The 16,145-nt window shown below is 69.8% G+C and carries 16 protein-coding genes and 1 riboswitch; of the genes, 14 read left to right on the forward strand and 2 right to left on the reverse strand.

Features of this window, described 5'->3' with window-relative positions; genetic code table 11:
• The first annotated feature begins 172 nt into the window (after positions 1–172).
• The 8 genes from ACFSXZ_RS19470 (at position 173) to ACFSXZ_RS19505 (ending at position 7,673) form a co-directional block, all read left to right on the forward strand.
• Positions 173–295 (forward strand): hypothetical protein, encoded by a 123-nt coding sequence (locus ACFSXZ_RS19470; protein ID WP_378266529.1) that lies wholly within the window; start codon positions 173–175, stop codon positions 293–295.
• Positions 296–354: 59 nt separating this feature from the next.
• The gene (locus ACFSXZ_RS19475; protein WP_378266530.1) at positions 355–483 is read left to right on the forward strand and encodes a hypothetical protein; all 129 of its coding nucleotides are present in this window, start codon (positions 355–357) and stop codon (positions 481–483) included.
• 252 nt (positions 484–735) lie between these two features.
• A complete protein-coding gene (locus ACFSXZ_RS19480) occupies positions 736–1,692 on the forward strand; it encodes a DMT family transporter (RefSeq protein WP_378266531.1) in 957 nt (318 codons plus the stop codon).
• 181 nt (positions 1,693–1,873) lie between these two features.
• Entirely contained in the window at positions 1,874–2,401 is a 528-nt protein-coding gene (locus tag ACFSXZ_RS19485; RefSeq protein WP_378266532.1) for a (2Fe-2S)-binding protein, read from the forward strand.
• Positions 2,401–4,839 (forward strand): xanthine dehydrogenase family protein molybdopterin-binding subunit, encoded by a 2,439-nt coding sequence (locus ACFSXZ_RS19490; protein ID WP_378266533.1) that lies wholly within the window; start codon positions 2,401–2,403, stop codon positions 4,837–4,839. The genes ACFSXZ_RS19485 and ACFSXZ_RS19490 overlap by 1 nt, the downstream gene beginning before the upstream one ends.
• Positions 4,836–5,690 (forward strand): FAD binding domain-containing protein, encoded by an 855-nt coding sequence (locus ACFSXZ_RS19495; RefSeq protein ID WP_378266534.1) that lies wholly within the window; start codon positions 4,836–4,838, stop codon positions 5,688–5,690. Before ACFSXZ_RS19490 ends, ACFSXZ_RS19495 begins: the two co-directional genes overlap by 4 nt.
• Before the next feature lie 104 nt (positions 5,691–5,794).
• On the forward strand, positions 5,795–6,481 hold the full coding sequence (locus tag ACFSXZ_RS19500) for an SRPBCC family protein (RefSeq protein WP_378266535.1): 687 nt from the start codon (positions 5,795–5,797) through the stop codon (positions 6,479–6,481).
• Positions 6,482–6,590: 109 nt separating this feature from the next.
• Complete coding sequence (locus tag ACFSXZ_RS19505; protein WP_378266536.1) at positions 6,591–7,673, forward strand: NAD(P)-binding domain-containing protein; 1,083 nt, start codon at positions 6,591–6,593, stop codon at positions 7,671–7,673.
• A 9-nt stretch (positions 7,674–7,682) separates the two neighbouring features.
• Here the strand turns inward: ACFSXZ_RS19505 and ACFSXZ_RS19510 are convergent, their stop codons facing one another.
• Positions 7,683–8,651 (reverse strand): alpha/beta hydrolase, encoded by a 969-nt coding sequence (locus ACFSXZ_RS19510; RefSeq protein ID WP_378266537.1) that lies wholly within the window; start codon positions 8,649–8,651, stop codon positions 7,683–7,685.
• A 58-nt stretch (positions 8,652–8,709) separates the two neighbouring features.
• On the opposite strand from ACFSXZ_RS19510, the gene ACFSXZ_RS19515 reads away from it, so the two are divergent.
• The 5 genes from ACFSXZ_RS19515 to ACFSXZ_RS19535 all read left to right on the forward strand — a co-directional run bounded on the left by ACFSXZ_RS19515 (position 8,710) and on the right by ACFSXZ_RS19535 (position 12,450).
• Positions 8,710–9,237: a helix-turn-helix domain-containing protein gene (locus ACFSXZ_RS19515; protein ID WP_378266538.1), complete on the forward strand. Its 528-nt coding sequence runs from the start codon at positions 8,710–8,712 to the stop codon at positions 9,235–9,237.
• A 102-nt stretch (positions 9,238–9,339) separates the two neighbouring features.
• On the forward strand, positions 9,340–9,474 hold the full coding sequence (locus ACFSXZ_RS19520) for a hypothetical protein (RefSeq protein WP_378266539.1): 135 nt from the start codon (positions 9,340–9,342) through the stop codon (positions 9,472–9,474).
• A gap of 149 nt (positions 9,475–9,623) precedes the next feature.
• Positions 9,624–10,970, forward strand: coding sequence for a glutamine synthetase family protein (locus tag ACFSXZ_RS19525; RefSeq protein WP_378266977.1), 1,347 nt, complete (start codon positions 9,624–9,626; stop codon positions 10,968–10,970).
• A complete protein-coding gene (locus ACFSXZ_RS19530; protein WP_378266540.1) occupies positions 10,951–11,685 on the forward strand; it encodes a gamma-glutamyl-gamma-aminobutyrate hydrolase family protein in 735 nt (244 codons plus the stop codon). Before ACFSXZ_RS19525 ends, ACFSXZ_RS19530 begins: the two co-directional genes overlap by 20 nt.
• Positions 11,686–12,450 (forward strand): 3-oxoacyl-ACP reductase, encoded by a 765-nt coding sequence (locus tag ACFSXZ_RS19535; protein ID WP_378266541.1) that lies wholly within the window; start codon positions 11,686–11,688, stop codon positions 12,448–12,450. It begins immediately after the preceding gene.
• 12 nt (positions 12,451–12,462) lie between these two features.
• On the opposite strand, the gene ACFSXZ_RS19540 is transcribed toward ACFSXZ_RS19535, so the two are convergent.
• Positions 12,463–12,972 (reverse strand): DinB family protein, encoded by a 510-nt coding sequence (locus ACFSXZ_RS19540; protein WP_378266542.1) that lies wholly within the window; start codon positions 12,970–12,972, stop codon positions 12,463–12,465.
• A gap of 129 nt (positions 12,973–13,101) precedes the next feature.
• Positions 13,102–13,195, forward strand: a riboswitch (glycine riboswitch).
• A gap of 121 nt (positions 13,196–13,316) precedes the next feature.
• Between ACFSXZ_RS19540 and gcvP the strand changes: the two genes are divergently transcribed.
• Positions 13,317–16,145 (forward strand): aminomethyl-transferring glycine dehydrogenase, encoded by a 2,829-nt coding sequence (gene gcvP, locus ACFSXZ_RS19545; protein ID WP_378266543.1) that lies wholly within the window; start codon positions 13,317–13,319, stop codon positions 16,143–16,145.

Genomic DNA, 16,145 nt, shown 5'->3' on the forward strand with positions numbered 1-16,145 from the left:
AACCACCACGACGCCATGATCCACTACGGAGCAAGCGAGTGCCGTTGCAGTACTAGGCCAGGCTCCGGCAGCCCACACCGCCGCGGCCCGGCAGGTCCGGGCGCTGGGCTGGCACGCTCTCACTCACCGCGACGAGGTCGCGTTTCCCGGCGACTCCCTCTTGCGGCTGTCCATGGACGTCGCCACCGGCGGCGCGGGCATTCTGCTCGCCCTCGACACGGTACTGGGCGTCGGCGGCGCCGCCCTTCCCTTCCTCGCTCCCGCCGCGGTGGGAGCCCTGAAGATCTCCGCGTGAGACTTGGCCACTCACGCGGGTTTTCCGACCGTATCGCTCAGGGAAGGAGGTGACACATCGTGAATCTGTACGACTTGCAGGAACTGCCCACCGGTCAGGCTGAGGCGCCGCAGGCGCAGGAAGCATCGACCGGAGAGTGGACCTGGACCGTCAGCGTCGGAGGGCATACGAGCACCTTTTTCCAGTGATGGATGAGAAGACCGGGCGCGGCGACGGTGCGCACCGTCGCCGCACCCACAGGTCGGACCCCCGGCTCGCTGGAGCGTCGACAAACTGTCCATAATGGACCGGAGACGTTTCTCGCGTCACCTCCCCTCCCCGGCCCGGCGGAATTTCGGTGCGGGCCGAACCGTTACCGCGCTAGGGTCGCGCCGGAGGCGTGGCCTTTCCGACGGTGACGACCGGGCATCAGGCCCGGGGGACGGGGGAGCGGTTTTCCGATGGGGCAGAACGAGAAAACGCCGGTGGATCGCCGTGCCCTGGTCGCGGCCACGATCACCGCGGTGCTCTGGGCGTCGGCGTTCGTCGCGATCCGCAGTGCCGACGCGCACTTCTCACCCGGCGCCCTGGCGCTGGGGCGACTCCTGGCGGGGTCGGTCACCCTCGTGGTGATCCTCCTGATCCGGCGTGAAGGGCTGCCCGCCCGAGCCGCCTGGCCGGGCATCGTGGTCTCCGGGATCCTGTGGTTCGGCGGGTACATGGTCGCGCTCAACTGGGGCGAGCAGCTGGTGGACGCCGGAACGGCCGCGATGCTCGTCAACGTCGGGCCGATCCTCGTCGCGCTGCTCGGCGGCTGGCTGCTCAGGGAGGGGTTTCCGCCGCGGCTGATGACGGGCCTGATGGTGTCCTTCGCCGGTGCGGTGGTGGTGGGACTCGTCACGGCCCAGGGTGGACGTGCGTCGCTGGGCGGCATGGTGTTGTGCCTGGTCGCGGCGATCACCTATGCCGGTGGTGTGGTGGGCCAGAAGTGGTCCCTTGGACAGGCGGGCGGGGGAGCGTCGGCGTTGCAGGTCACCACGTTCGGCTGCCTGATCGGTATGGTCGCGTGCCTGCCGTTCAGCGGACAGCTGGTGGCCCAGGTCGCGAGCGCTTCGCTCGCCGACACGCTCAATGTCGTCTACCTCGGCGTGTTTCCCACCGCCATCGCCTTCACCACCTGGGCCTACGCGCTCTCGAGGACGACCGCAGGCCGGATGGGGGCGACGACCTACGTCGTGCCCGCCCTGGTCGTCCTGCTGTCCTGGCTGATCCTCGCCGAGATCCCGCGCCCGCTCGCGTTCGCCGGCGGCGCGCTGTGCCTGGCGGGCGTCGCCGTGTCGCGGTCGGTCAGGACACTGCCGCGACGGTCGGCGAGGCTGGTGACCGTGGAACCACAAAGGACTCACGCCGGCGAGTGACAGGTTCACGAGGTTGAGGCAACGCGTCGGAGTCCTTTTCCGCGGATTCGGCGGTATTCCTCTCCTCATGGCGCATCTGCGGAACGGGCCGAAAAGACCGGCTGAGTGGACTTGTCCCCGCCCGCCGATTGGAGCACGCTCGGTTGTGAAGCCGATCACCCAGCTCCATCCTGGAGGCCTCATGCGTATCACCGTCACCGTCGACGGAACCCGGCAAACCGACGAGGTCGAACCCCGAACGCTGCTTGTGCATTATCTGAGGGAAAAACTCGGGAAAGTCGGCACCGTCGTCGGCTGTGACACCAGCAACTGCGGCGCCTGCACCGTCCATCTCGACGGGCAGAGCGTGAAGTCCTGCTCCGTGCTCGCCGTGCAGGCGGACGGCTGCGAAGTCACCACGATCGAGGGGCTCGCGCGCGACGGCCAGTTGCATCCGGTCCAGCAGGCGTTCCACGACAATCACGCGCTCCAGTGCGGGTTCTGCACCCCCGGCATGATCATGCAGTCGGTCGACCTGCTGGGCGACAACCCCGACCCGGACGAGAAGGCGATCCGGGAAGGGCTGGAAGGAAACCTGTGCCGCTGCACGGGATACCAGAACATCGTGCGCGCGGTGCGTGACGCCGCGAGCAAGATGAGTCCCGGCGCCGGTCCGGAGGCCGAGCGAGTCTCCGACGCGGCCCGGACGGTCGCGGCGGGAGGCGAGTGATGACCGCGACAATCGAACCCGAGGTCGGGAAGGCCCGCACCCGGAAGGAAGACGCCCGCCTGATCACCGGGCGGACACGGTGGACCGACAACATCAACCTGCCCGGGCTGCTCCACATCGCCGTGCTGCGCAGCCCCTTCGCACACGCGCGGATCACCTCGATCGACACTGCGCAGGCGCGGGACATGCCGGGGGTCGTCGCCGTCTACACGGCCGCGGACCTGGATCCCGAGGGCACGATCGGGATGCCCTGCGCATGGCCGGTCACCCCGGACATGAAGCACCCGCGCCGTCCGATCCTCGCCGCGGACCAGGTCAACTTCGCCGGTGAGGGCGTGGCGGTCGTGGTCGCGCGCGGCGCGGCCGAGGCCCGTGACGCCCTCGATGCGATCGACGTCGACTACGAAGAACTGCCGGTGGTCATCGGCTTGGAGAACGCCCTCGCCGAAGGTGCCCCGCTGGTGCACGACGAACTGGGCACCAACCGCAACGCGCTGTGGGTCTTCGACTCCGCCGAGGCCGGGACCGGCGGTGACGTGGAGGAGGCGATCAGCCAGGGCGAAGTCGTCGTCAAGCGCAGGTTCCGGCAGCAGCGGCTGGTGCCGTCGTTCATGGAACCGCGCTCGTGCGTGGTGGACCCGACCGGCGCGCAGATCACCATGTGGTCGGCGACCCAGATCCCGCACATCCTCAAGACGATGGCCGCGCTCACCCTGGGCATCCCCGAGCACAAGCTGCGGGTGATCGCGCCGGACGTCGGCGGCGGCTTCGGCGGCAAGATCGCCGTGCTGCCCGAGGAGTCGATCGCCCTGCTGGTCGCGCAGAAGCTCGGCAAACCGGTGAAGTGGACCGAATCCCGCTCGGAAGCCATGCTCACCGCGCACCACGGGCGCGACCAGATCCAGGACATCACGGTCAGCGCGCGCCGCGACGGCACGGTGACCGGGATGAAGGTCGAACTCCTCGCCGACATGGGCGCCTACCTCGGCCTGGTCGGGCCGGGCGTGCCGATCCTCGGCGCGTTCATGTTCAACGCGATCTACAAGTTCCCGGCCTACCACTTCGCCTGCACGAACGTGTTCACCAACACCACGCTCACCGACGCCTACCGCGGCGCCGGGCGGCCGGAGGCGACGTTCGCCGTCGAACGGATCATGGACGAACTGGCCGCCGAACTCGGCATGGATCCGTTGGAGCTGCGCGAAAAGAACTGGATCAAGCACGACGAGTTCCCGTTCACCACGGTGGCCGGGCTGACCTACGACTCGGGCAACTACGAGGCCGCCACCGAAAAGGCCAAGCAGCTGTTCGACTACGAAGGCCTCCGCCGCGAGCAGGCCGAGCGGCGGGAGCGGAACGACCCGGTCCAGCTCGGCATCGGCATCTCGACGTTCACCGAGATGTGCGGGCTCGCCCCGTCGCGGGTGCTGGGTTCGCTCGACTACGGCGCGGGCGGCTGGGAGGCCGCTTCGGTGCGGATGCTGCCCACGGGCAAGGTCGAGGTCATCACCGGCGCCTCCGCGCACGGCCAGGGGCACGAGACGGCGTGGAGCCAGATCGTCGCCGACCAGCTCGGGGTTCCGTTCGAGGACGTCGAGGTCATCCACGGAGACACGCAGTCCTCGGCCAAGGGCCTGGACACCTACGGTTCGCGCTCGCTCGCGGTCGGCGGGATCGCCGTGGTCAAGGCGGCGGAGAAGGTCGTGGCCAAGGCACGCACGATCGCCGCGCACCTGATGGAGTGCTCGCCCGACGACCTGGAATTCCAGCAGGGCAAGTTCACCGTGCGCGGCACCGGGAAGTCGACCACGATCCAGGACGTCGTGTTCGCCACCTTCATGGCCCACAACCTGCCCGACGGTGTCGAGCCGTCGCTCGACTCGGAGGCCGTCTTCGATCCGGAGAACTTCTCGTTCCCGCACGGCACCCACCTGTGCGCGGCGGAGGTGGACACCGAGACCGGTGACGTCAAACTGCGCAAGTACGTGTGCGTCGACGACGTCGGCGCGGTGGTCAACCCGCTGATCGTGGAGGGCCAGGTGCACGGCGGTCTCGCCCAGGGCATCGCGCAGGCGTTGTTCGAGGAGGCCGTGTTCAACGAGAACGGCACTCTGACCACCGGGACCTTCGCCGACTACCTGTTGCCGTCGGCGGCGGACCTGCCCTCGTTCACCACCGACCGCACGGAAACTCGCTCGACCACCAATCCCTTGGGAGTCAAGGGAGTCGGGGAGGCGGGCACCATCGCCTCCACCCCGGCGGTGGTCAACGCGGTGGTCGACGCGATCCGGCATCACGGCGTCAACGACGTGGAGATGCCGTGCTCGCCGATGCGGGTGTGGACGGCCATCCACCGGGGCGTCACGGACGCGGGCGGTCCGGGCGCCGAGGCAGGCGGCGGTTTGGGTTCGATCGACACTTCTGGAGGTGTGCAGTGATTCCCGCTGCCTTCGACTACGCTGCTCCGTCCACAGTGGACGAAGCGGTGCGTGTCCTGGCCGAGGCGGGCGAGGACGCCAAGGTGCTGGCCGGCGGGCAGAGCCTGCTGCCGGTGCTGCGGATGCGCCTCGCCGCGCCGACGAAGATCATCGACCTCGGGCGGATCGCGGAGCTGCGCGGTGTGCGTGACGAGGGTGACGTGCTCGCGATCGGTGCCATGACCACCCATCACGACGTGCAGCGCGATTCGTTGATCGCCGAGCACGCCGCGCTGCTGGCCAAGGCGACCGCCACGGTGGCGGATCCGCAGGTCCGTCACCGGGGCACCTTCGGCGGCGCCATCGCGCACGCGGACCCGGCGGGCGACCTGCTCGCCCCGGCGCTCGCGCTGGACGCCGAGATGGTCATCGCGGGCGCCGACGGGCGGCGCACGGTGCCGGCGGCGGAGTTCTTCCAGGACTTCTTCACCACCGCGCTGGCACCGGAGGAGATCCTGGTCGAGATCCGGGTGCCGAAGTACACCGGCTGGCACGCGCACTACGAGAAGTTCAACCGGGTGGCGCAGGCCTGGTCGATCGTGGCCGTGGCCGCCGCCGTCCGGGTGGAGGACGGCACCATCGCCGAGGCCAGGGTCGGGCTGACGAACATGGCCGCGACGCCGGTGCGGGCCACCGCGGTGGAGCAGGCGCTGGTCGGGCAGCCCGCCACGCCGGAGTCCGTCCGGTCCGCCGCGGCCCATGCCGCCGAGGGCACCAGCCCGACGGTGGACGCCAACGCCGACATCGAGTACCGGCAGGAGCTGGCGAAGGTCCTGACCGGCCGCGCCATCTCGGCCGCGGTCGCCGGGTAGGGCTCAGGCCGCCGGGGTCACAGCGCGACACGCGGTGTGACCGTGGAACGCCAAGTAAAGTGGGCCTCAAGACAGGCAAGGCTCGCGAGAAGGGAGGTCGGGCCGTGCGGCTTGACCATGAGTTCACCGTTCCGGCGCCACCTGAACAGGTGTGGAAGGCGGTCACCGATCCGGAGAGTGTGGCCCCGTGCATGCCGGGAGCCACGCTGACCAAGGTCGACGGTGAGACCTTCACCGGCACGGTGAAGGTCAAGCTCGGCCCGATCTCCCTGCTCTACAAGGGATCCGGGGAGTTCCTGGAGACCGACGAGAAGGCTCGCAAGATCGTCATCAAGGCGTCCGGAAAGGACGCCCGTGGTTCCGGCACGGCCGCCGCGACGGTCACCGTGACGCTGGCCGAGGAGAACGGCACCACGAAGGGCTCGGTGTCCACGGACCTCAACGTCACCGGCCGCCCGGCGCAGTTCGGCCGCGGCATGATCTCCGAGGTCGGCGGCAAGATCCTGGACCAGTTCGCGACCAACCTCGCGGACCGGCTCGGCGGGGCGGGCCAGCCGGAAGCCGAGAAGGCCGCGACGCCCGAGAAGGCGGCCGCGCCGGAGAAGGCCGGTGAAGAGCCCGCGAAGCCGAAGCTCGAGGCGGTCCCACCGGCACCGCGGAAGGAAGCGGAGGCCATCGACCTGTTCGACTACGCGGGCAGTTCGGTCGCCAAGCGCCTCGGGCCGGTTCTCGCCGGTGTGGCGGCGCTGTTCGTGGTCGTCGCGATCATCAGGGCGATCCGCCGCCGCTGAAGCCGTCCGTGGAGAAGTGCCGCGCCCGCGGCACTTCTCGCCGTGGGTTGTGACGTCGGTCGCCCGTCCGCCGGGGATCGGTGACGCGTGTCCCGTGGTTGTACCGGGTGTGGGGAAACAGACCGATGTAGTCGTGATCGGCGCGGGACAGGCCGGGCTTTCGGCCGCGTACTTCCTGCGCCGCGCCGGTTTCCGCAACGGGACCGGATTCGTCGTCCTCGACCACGGCGAGCGGCCGGGCGGCGCCTGGCAGTACCGCTGGCCGTCGCTGGAGCTGGGCAAGGTGCACGGCATCCACGATCTGCCCGGGCTTTCCTTCGGCACTCCTGATTCGCGGCGCCCGGCCTCCGAGGTCGTTTCCGAATACTTCGCGCGGTACGAACGCGTCTTCGACCTGCCGGTCCGGCGCCCGGTCGACGTGGTTTCGGTCAGCGACACCGAGGGTGGCGCCCTGCTGGTGGAAAGCCCGGCGGAGAGCTGGACGGCCCGTGCCGTGATCAACGCGACCGGCACCTGGGACAGGCCGTTCTGGCCGCGCTATCCGGGGCAGGAGACCTTCGCCGGACGCCAGTTGCACACCGCGGACTACCGTGGCGCCGAGGAGTTCCGGGGCCGGCATGTCGTCGTGGTCGGCGGTGGGGCCTCGGCCGTGCAGGCACTGTTGGAGATCGCCGAGGTCGCCGCCGATACCACCTGGGTCACCCGCCGTCCGCCGGTGTTCCGCGACGAGGAGTTCACCCCGGAATACGGCCGCGCCGTGGTCGCCGAAGTCGATCGCCGGGTGCGGGAAGGCCTGCCACCGGAAAGCGTGGTGAGCGTGACGGGCCTGATGCTCACGCCCGAGGTTCGCCGCGCGCGGGAACGCGGAATCCTCGACCGCAGGCCCATGTTCGACCGGATCGAGCCGGGCGGTGTCGTCTGGTCCGACGGCACCCGGCGCCGGGCGGACATGATTCTCTGGGCCACCGGTTTCCGCGCCGCCCTCGACCACCTCGCCCCGCTGCACCTGCGCGCACCGGGCGGGGGCATCCGGATGAACGGCACCCGCGTCGTGGCCGATCCGCGCCTGCACCTGGTCGGGTATGGCCCCTCCGCGAGCACGATCGGCGCCACCCGGGCCGGTCGCGCGGCGGTCCGCGAGATCCGGCAGTTCCTCGAAACATCCTCGGCGGGCTTGGGCCTGACGGCGTAACTTAGCCGGTCAACGCAACCGCGGGGCGAGCCAGCGGGCGACATCGGTGAGGATGTCGTCTTCGACCGGACGGCGCAACAGCTTCCGGTATGACAGCACCGAAGCCGGACCGGGATCGCGGCGCAGTACGTGGGTCAGGTCGGGGACTCGGTGGGTTTCGACCTCGCCACGGACCAGTCGCTTGATCACCGCCAGATCGCCGGGATCGACCTGGACGTCCTTGTCGCCGGTGATCGCCAGCACCGGAGCGCCGATGCCCGCCAGGTCCTCGCGCGAGTCGTGGACCAACTGTTCCCGCCACCACCGGGCGTTCATCCGCATTCCCCCGACCCGAGCCACGTCGGTGGTGCTGTTCTCCAGTTTCGCCAACTTCCGGGCGGCCAGGGGGCGAAGGACCGGCAGCAGAGCGCGAACCGGTCGCGGCAGCGTGCTGGCCAGTTGGCTGCCCTGCCAGAGCAGTGCTTCCTTGCCGGGCCGGGCATAGCCGGCCAGCAGCACCACGGCCGCGGGCCGTTCGTGCGCGCCGAGCCACATCGCGTGCACCGCGCCTTCGCTGTGGCCGACGACACCGGTGGCCTCCGCCCGGATCTCGGGACGCGCGCGCAGGGCCCGCAGCGCGGCCGCCGCGTCGGCCCGGTTGTCGACGAAACCGACCGCGCGCCACTCGCCGGGCGTCGCGCCGACACCGCGCCGGTCGTAGCGCAGCGACGCGATCCCGTGCCGAGCCAGCGCGGTGGCGAGCGGGCGACCCAGGTCCATCCGGATCGCGCCCGCATTGGAGTCGCGGTCGACCTTCCCGGAACCCGGAAGGCACAGCACGGCCGGGTGCGGGCCCACACCCGCGGGCAGGGTGAGCGTGCCCGCCAGGGTCACGCCGTCGTCGGCGGTCGCCGTCATCTCGATCTCTTTCGGGGCATTCGCTCCGACGGGGAACCGCTCCGTGGCCGCTTCGGGATTGTGCATCGCTACCTCCGGCATCGCTACCTCCATTGTTATCAACTTTGATAACGCTATCAGATGTGAGAATGTTGTGTCCATGGCGTCTTTGGATCTCCTCCTGCATCCCGTCCGGCTGCGCATCCTGCGTGCGCTGCTGGACGGTCACCCCGCCACGACGGGCCAGTTGCGGGAGCGCATGCCGGACATCCCCCCGGCGACGATGTACCGGCACGTCGCGGCCCTGACCGAGGCCGGGGTGCTGGAAGTGTTGGGTGAGAGGCGCGTGCGGGGCACGGTGGAGCGGACCTACCGGGTGCGCTGGGACCGGGCCGAGATCGACCCGGCCGCCCGCGCCGCGATGACCCCCGACGACCATCGGCGCGCCTTCACCGCGTTCGTCGGCGGCTTGCTGGCCGACTTCGACCATTACCTGGACACCGAAACCGCCGACCCCGTCGCCGATGGCGTCACCTACCAGCAGGCCGCGCTCTGGCTGACCGACGACGAAACGGCCGAGTTGCTCGCGGAGTTGCGCGCCGCCATCACCGCCCGGATGGGCCGCGAACCCGGTCCCGGGCGTGTTCGCCGCATCGCCAGCCTGGTGACCATGCCCGTCGACCCGTGATTGCCACGATCCTCCGGTCATGACCGGATCGGTTGGATTGTCCCGGCGACGGCTCATTCCAAAGGAATCTGCGGGAATGCCAGGGAGCTCTGGCCGGCCCAGGTGAGCCTCGGCCCGCTCACCCTCCAGTGCGGAAACGGCACCCGGGCCACGCTCGTGCATCCCAACGCCACGGGTCAGGCCGCCACCGCCACCCAGGTCGAAGTGGCGATCCGGAGGACGCTTTCCGGCACCTGAGGCCCCGGGGGTGGGTGGCCGTGGCGGTCACCCACCCCGCCCTCCCGAGCGGCCTATTGTCACTCCGCCCCGGGTTTGACAGGGTTTGATCGCGGGAGCGATGGTGAGTCCTGGACCGGGGAGGAAGACGGATGAACCCTGCCAAGGGCATGCTCACCCTCGACGACCTGCGGGCCCTGGTCGACTCGGGCCGGGTCGACACGGTGCTCGTCGCGATGACCGACATGCAGGGCCGGTTGCAGGGCAAGCGATGTGCGGCCGGCTACTTCCTCGACGAGGTGGCGCGGCACGGAACGGAAGCCTGTAACTACCTGCTTGCCGTCGATGTGGACATGAACACCGTCGGCGGGTACGCCCTGTCGTCCTGGGACCGCGGCTACGGCGACTTCGTGCTCCGTCCGGACATGTCCACGCTGAGGCAGGTGCCGTGGCACGAGGGCACGGCTGCGGTGCTCTGCGATGTCGAACACGTCGAAGGCGGTGATGTGGCCGCGTCGCCGCGGCAGGTCCTTCGCCGTCAGCTCGCGCGGCTGGCCGAGCGCGGGCTCGCCGCCTTCGTCGGCACCGAGCTGGAGTTCATCCTCTTCGACGACACCTACGAGCTCGCGGGGAAGCGCGGTTACCGCGACCTGACCCCGGCGAATCAGTACAATGTGGACTATTCGATGCTGGGCACCGCGCGGGTGGAACCGCTGCTTCGCCGGATCCGCAACGAGATGGGCGGCGCCGGCATGTACGTCGAGTCCGCCAAGGGCGAGTGCAACCCGGGCCAGCACGAGATAGCGTTCCGCTTCGCCGAAGCCCTGTCGACCTGCGACAACCACAGCCTCTACAAGACGGGCGCCAAGGAAATCGCCGCGCAGGAGGGCCGAAGCCTCACCTTCATGGCGAAGTACAACGAGCGCGAGGGCAACTCCTGCCACATTCACATCAGCCTCCGTTCCCCCGAAGGCGAACCGGTGCTCTCCGGCAGCCGCCCGGGTGGGTTTTCGCCGCTGATGGAGCACTTCCTGGCCGGGCAGCTCGCCTGCCTGCGTGAGCTGACCTACTTCCTCGCACCGAACATCAACTCCTACAAGCGGTTCGTGCCGGGCAGCTTCGCGCCGACGTCGGTCGCCTGGGGCACCGACAACCGGACCTGTGCGCTGCGGGTGGTCGGGCACGGACCCTCGCTTCGCGTGGAGAACCGGGTTCCCGGTGGTGACGTCAACCCCTACCTCGCGGTCGCGGCGCTGGTCGCGTCCGGCCTGTACGGCATCGAAAACGAGCTGCCCCTCGATGCCGAGTTCACCGGGAACGCCTACGGATCGGGCAAACCGACCGTTCCGTCGAGCCTGCGCGAGGCGGCCGCGTTGCTCGGGGAAAGCAAGATGGCCCGGGAGGCGTTCGGGGACGAGGTGATCGACCACTACCTCAACGCCGCCCGAGTCGAACTCGCCGCGTTCGACTCGGCCGTCACCGACTGGGAGCGCGCCCGTGGCTTCGAACGACTCTAGCGTTCTCATCGCCGTTTCCACCTACGCCGAGGACGCGAGCTGGGGTGTGTGGAACGTCCCCGCCGCGCTGCTGCCGATGGCCTATGTGGACGGTGTGGCGGCAGCGGGCGGATTGCCGGTGCTCCTGCCGCAGACCGGCGAAGACCCCTCCGCACTGTCCGCTGTGGACGGTCTCGTGCTCGCGGGCGGCGCGGACGTCGACCCCGCCGGTTACGGCGACCGGCCCCACGAGAAGACCGTCAGCAGGCCGGAACGGGACAGGTTCGAGTTCGCGCTCCTGCGCGAGGCCCGGAGACGACGGTTGCCCGTGCTGGGCGTGTGCAGGGGCATGCAACTGCTCAACGTCGCACTCGGCGGCACGCTGACCCAGCACCTACCCGACACGATCGGCACCGCGCACCAGCCCGGACCCGCCACCTACGGCACCACGCGGGTCGCCTTCACCGAAGGCAGCCGCGTCGCCGGAATCCTCGGCGCGGACGCGGAAGTCCACTGCTACCACCATCAGGCGGTGGACCGGCTGGGCACCGGCCTCGTCGTGACCGGCCGGGCGGCGGACGGCACGGTCGAGGCGGTCGAGTCGCCCGGTGAGCCGTTCGTGGTGGGCGTCCAGTGGCATCCGGAACAGGACAACCGCGATCTCCGGCTGTTCGCCGCGCTGGTGCGCGCGGCGCGGGGCCGGCGTGCCATCGAAGCCCCGAAAATGGAGGTCTGAATGCGACGGTTCGACGGCCGGGTGGCCGTGATCACCGGTGGTGCCGGCGGAATCGGCCTGGCCACCGCCCGGCGTCTCGCCACCGAGGGCGCCAAGATCGTGATCGCCGACGTCGACACCGAAGCGGGAAAGGCCGCGGCGCGGGAGACCGGCGGCGAGTTCGTCGCCACCGACGTCACCGATGAAACCCAGGTCGAGGCGCTGTTTCAGACCGCCGTGGACACCTTCGGCTCGCTCGATGTCGCGTTCAACAACGCCGGCATCTCCCCGCCGGAGGACGACTCGATCCTGACCACCGGCCTCGACGCGTGGCGAAAGGTCCAGGAGGTCAACCTCACCTCGGTCTACCTGTGCTGCAAGGCCGCGATCCCGCATATGCGCAGGCAGGGCAAGGGCGCCATCGTGAACACCGCGTCCTTCGTCGCCGTGATGGGCGCGGCGACCTCGCAGATCTCCTACACCGCGTCCAAGGGCGGGGTGCTGTCCATGACCAGGGAACTCGGGGTCCAGTTCGCCCGTGAGGGCATCCGGGTCAACGCGCTGTGCCCCGGCCCGGTCGACACGCCGCTGCTGCGCGAGCTCTTCGCGAAGGATCCGGAGCGCGCGGCACGCCGGCTGGTACACGTGCCGATGGGGCGCTTCGCCCAGGCCGACGAGATCGCCGCCGCGGTCGCCTTCCTGGCCAGCGACGACGCGTCGTTCATCACCGCCGCGCAGTTCCTGGTGGACGGCGGGATCTCCGGCGCCTACGTCACTCCGATCTGATCCAGGGCCCGCTCAGAACCCCACGGTCCCGTCGATCCCCTCCCGCAGGAAGTCGGCGTGTCCGTTGTGCCGGGCGTACTCGTGAATCATGTGGATCATGACCATGCGCAGCGACACGTCCTTGTCCAGGCGTGGCCAGTAACCGACGACATCGAGCGAAGGAGCATCCCGCTCGATCCGGCGTGCGTGCTCGATTTCCGCTTCCCAGGCGGCGAAGGCTTCCTCCCGGGTGGCCGTGCTCGCGTCGTACGCGGCCTGACGGTCGCCCTCGGGCGACCAGACCAGCGGGACGTCTTCGCCGTTGATGACCCGCCGGAACCAGACGCGCTCGACCTCGGCCATGTGCCGGACCAGGCCGAGCAGCGACAGCGTCGACGGTGGCATCGACTGGCGCCGCAACTCTTCGGTGCCCAGGCCGTCGCACTTCATGGCCAGCGTCGCGCGGTGGAAGTCGAGGAAACCACGCAACATCTCTCGCTCGTCCCCGACCACGGGCGGCTCAGGGCGTTCGGTGCCTGGCATACGTTCGTTCTCCCTCACGGTCACTCTTCTCGCAGCTCATGGAAGGTGTGGGCCGGCGTGGCGCGGCCAGCCGCGTGACGCCCCGGCGGCTATACTCTCAATCGACGACAACCGAATATCAGGCCGTGACGAGCCGGAGCGGGAGAGTCCCCGTCATCGAACGGGGCGCCGAAGGAGCAACCTCCCCGCCAATCTCTCAGGTACCAGCTACCGCTTCTGGCCAGGCCACTCTGGAAAGCAGGCGCCCAGAGCGTCTCACCCAAGGTGAAAGTCGCGCGAGCGGCGAAACTCTCAGGTGCCATGACAGAGGGGGAGTTCCCACACCCAGTGAGAGGAGCTCCCGGATGTCCTTCGCCGACCGCCATATCGGACCATCCGTCCACGAGCAGGCCAAGATGCTCGCCGAATGCGGGTACGACAGCCTCGACGCCCTGGTCGACGCGGCGATCCCCGCGGCCATCCGTGACCCGCGCGAACTCGATCTTCCCCCGGCCGCCTCCGAAGCCGAGGCGCTGGCGGAACTGCGTGCCCTCGCGGCCAAGAACCGCCCGATGACCCAGATGATCGGGCTCGGCTTCCACGACACGATCACCCCGGCGGTGATCCGGCGCAACGTCCTGGAGAGCCCGGCCTGGTACACCGCGTACACGCCTTACCAGCCGGAAATCTCGCAGGGCAGGTTGGAGGCGCTGCTCACCTTCCAGACCATGGTCTCCGGGTTGACCGGTCTCGACGTCGCCAACGCCTCGCTGCTCGACGAGTCCACCGCGGTGGTCGAGGCGGTGTTGCTCATGCGGCGGATTTCGAGGGCGCGCTCGCAGCGGGTCGTGGTGGACGCGGAGTGTCTGCCGCAGACGGTGGCGGTGCTGCGCACGCGGGCCGAGGCGACCGGCATCGAGATCGACGTGCGCGATCTGGCCACCGGGCTGCCGGACGAGTTCTTCGGCGTCGTCGTCCAGTACCCGGGCGCCTCCGGTGTGGTGCGGGACAGGGAATTCCACCAGTCGGTCGGTGAGGCGGCGAAGCGGGCGGGCGCGCTCTGCACGGTCGCCGCCGACCTGCTCGCGCTGACCATGATCGTTCCGCCCGGGGAGCTCGGCGCGGACATCGCGGTGGGCACCACCCAGCGTTTCGGCGTGCCGCTCGGCTACGGCGGGCCGCACGCCGGTTACATCGCGGTGCGGTCGGGTCTCGAACGATCGCTGCCCGGGCGGCTCGTCGGCGTCTCCACGGACGCGGAAGGCCGTCCCGCCTATCGCCTCGCGCTGCAGACCCGCGAGCAGCACATCCGCCGGGAGAAGGCGACCTCCAACATCTGCACCGCGCAGGTACTCCCGGCCGTGCTGGCCGCGATGTACGCGGTGTACCACGGGCCGGACGGCCTGCGAGGCATCGCGGAACGCGTGCACGGACTGGCGGCCGGGTTCGCGGCCGCGTTGCGCGACGGCGGGGTCGAGGTGGTGCACGACACCTTCTTCGACACCGTGCTCGCGCGCGTACCGGGCCGCGCCGCGGAGGTGATCGCCGAAGCCCGGCGGGCCGGGATCAACCTCGGGCGCGTCGACGACGACCATGTCCGGATCGCCTGTGACGAACTGTCCACTTTGGACATCATGGGTGCGGTTCTGCGTGCCTTCGGCCTGCCGGACCGCGGCGAGCCCGGCTCGTCCACGCTGCCGTCCGGAGTGGCCCGCACCAGTGCCTTCCTCACCCACGAGGTCTTTCACGCGCATCGGTCGGAGACGGCCATGCTGCGTTATCTGCGACGGCTTTCGGACCAGGACTACGCGCTGGATCGCGGCATGATCCCGCTCGGTTCCTGCACCATGAAGCTCAACGCCGCGGCCGAGATGGAGCCGGTCAGCTGGCCGGGGTTCGCCGGCCTGCATCCGTTCGCTCCCGCCGAGGACGCGGCCGGGTACCTCGAACTGATCTCCGGGCTGAACACCTGGCTGGCCGAGGTCACCGGCTACGACCAGGTGTCGTTGCAGCCCAACGCGGGCAGCCAGGGCGAGTTGGCCGGCCTGCTCGCGATCCGCGCCTACCACCGCGCGAACGGCCAGTCCGAACGTGACGTGTGCCTGATCCCGTCCTCGGCGCACGGCACCAACGCCGCGTCCGCCGTGCTCGCCGGGATGCGGGTGGTCGTCGTCGCGTGCGACAGCGATGGCAACGTGGACCTGTCCGACCTCAGGTCCAAAGTAGACGAACATGGTGAGCGGCTGGCCGCCGCCATGGTCACCTACCCGTCCACGCACGGTGTCTACGAGAACGACATCGCCGACCTCGCGCGGATCGTGCACGAACGCGGCGGCCAGGTGTATGTCGACGGCGCCAACCTCAACGCGCTGCTCGGGCTGGCCAAGCCGGGCGAATTCGGTGGCGACGTTTCGCACCTGAACCTGCACAAGACCTTCTGCATCCCGCACGGTGGCGGTGGTCCCGGTGTCGGGCCGGTGGCCGTGCGCGCCCACCTGGCGCCGTACCTGCCGAATCACCCCGCCTTCGCGCAAGCGGGACCAGACACCGGTGTCGGGCCGGTCGCCGCGGCACCGTTCGGATCGGCCTCCATCCTGCCGATCTCGTGGGCCTACATCCGGATGATGGGCGCGGCCGGGCTGACCCGCGCGACCAAGGTCGCGGTGCTGGCCGCCAACTACATCGCGGCCCGGCTCGCCCCGCACTACCCGGTGCTCTACTCCGGCCGGAACGGACTGGTCGCCCACGAATGCATCCTGGATCTCCGCGCGCTCACCAAGCGCACCGGCGTGACTGTGGACGACGTGGCGAAACGCCTGGTGGACTACGGTTTTCACGCGCCGACGATGTCGTTCCCGGTGGCCGGTACGCTGATGGTGGAGCCGACCGAGAGCGAGGACGTCGCCGAGATCGACCGGTTCTGCGAGGCGATGATCTCGATCCGCCGCGAAATCGACGAGGTCGCCGACGGACGCTGGCCGGTGGAGCGCAGCCCGCTGCGAGGCGCGCCGCACACCGCGGAGGCGCTCACCGGTGACTGGGACGCCCCCTACGACCGGAAGACCGCGGTCTACCCCGACGGGGTCTCGCCGAAGGCGAAGTACTGGCCGCCGGTCCGCCGCATCGACGCCGCCCGTGGCGACCGGAATCTGGTCTGCTCCTGCCCGCCCCTTTCCGACTACGCCGGGAGCTGA

It is taken from the genome of Amycolatopsis pigmentata (genome assembly GCF_042684065.1).
In the GTDB taxonomy this organism is placed as follows: Bacteria; Actinomycetota; Actinomycetes; order Mycobacteriales; family Pseudonocardiaceae; genus Amycolatopsis_E; species Amycolatopsis_E pigmentata.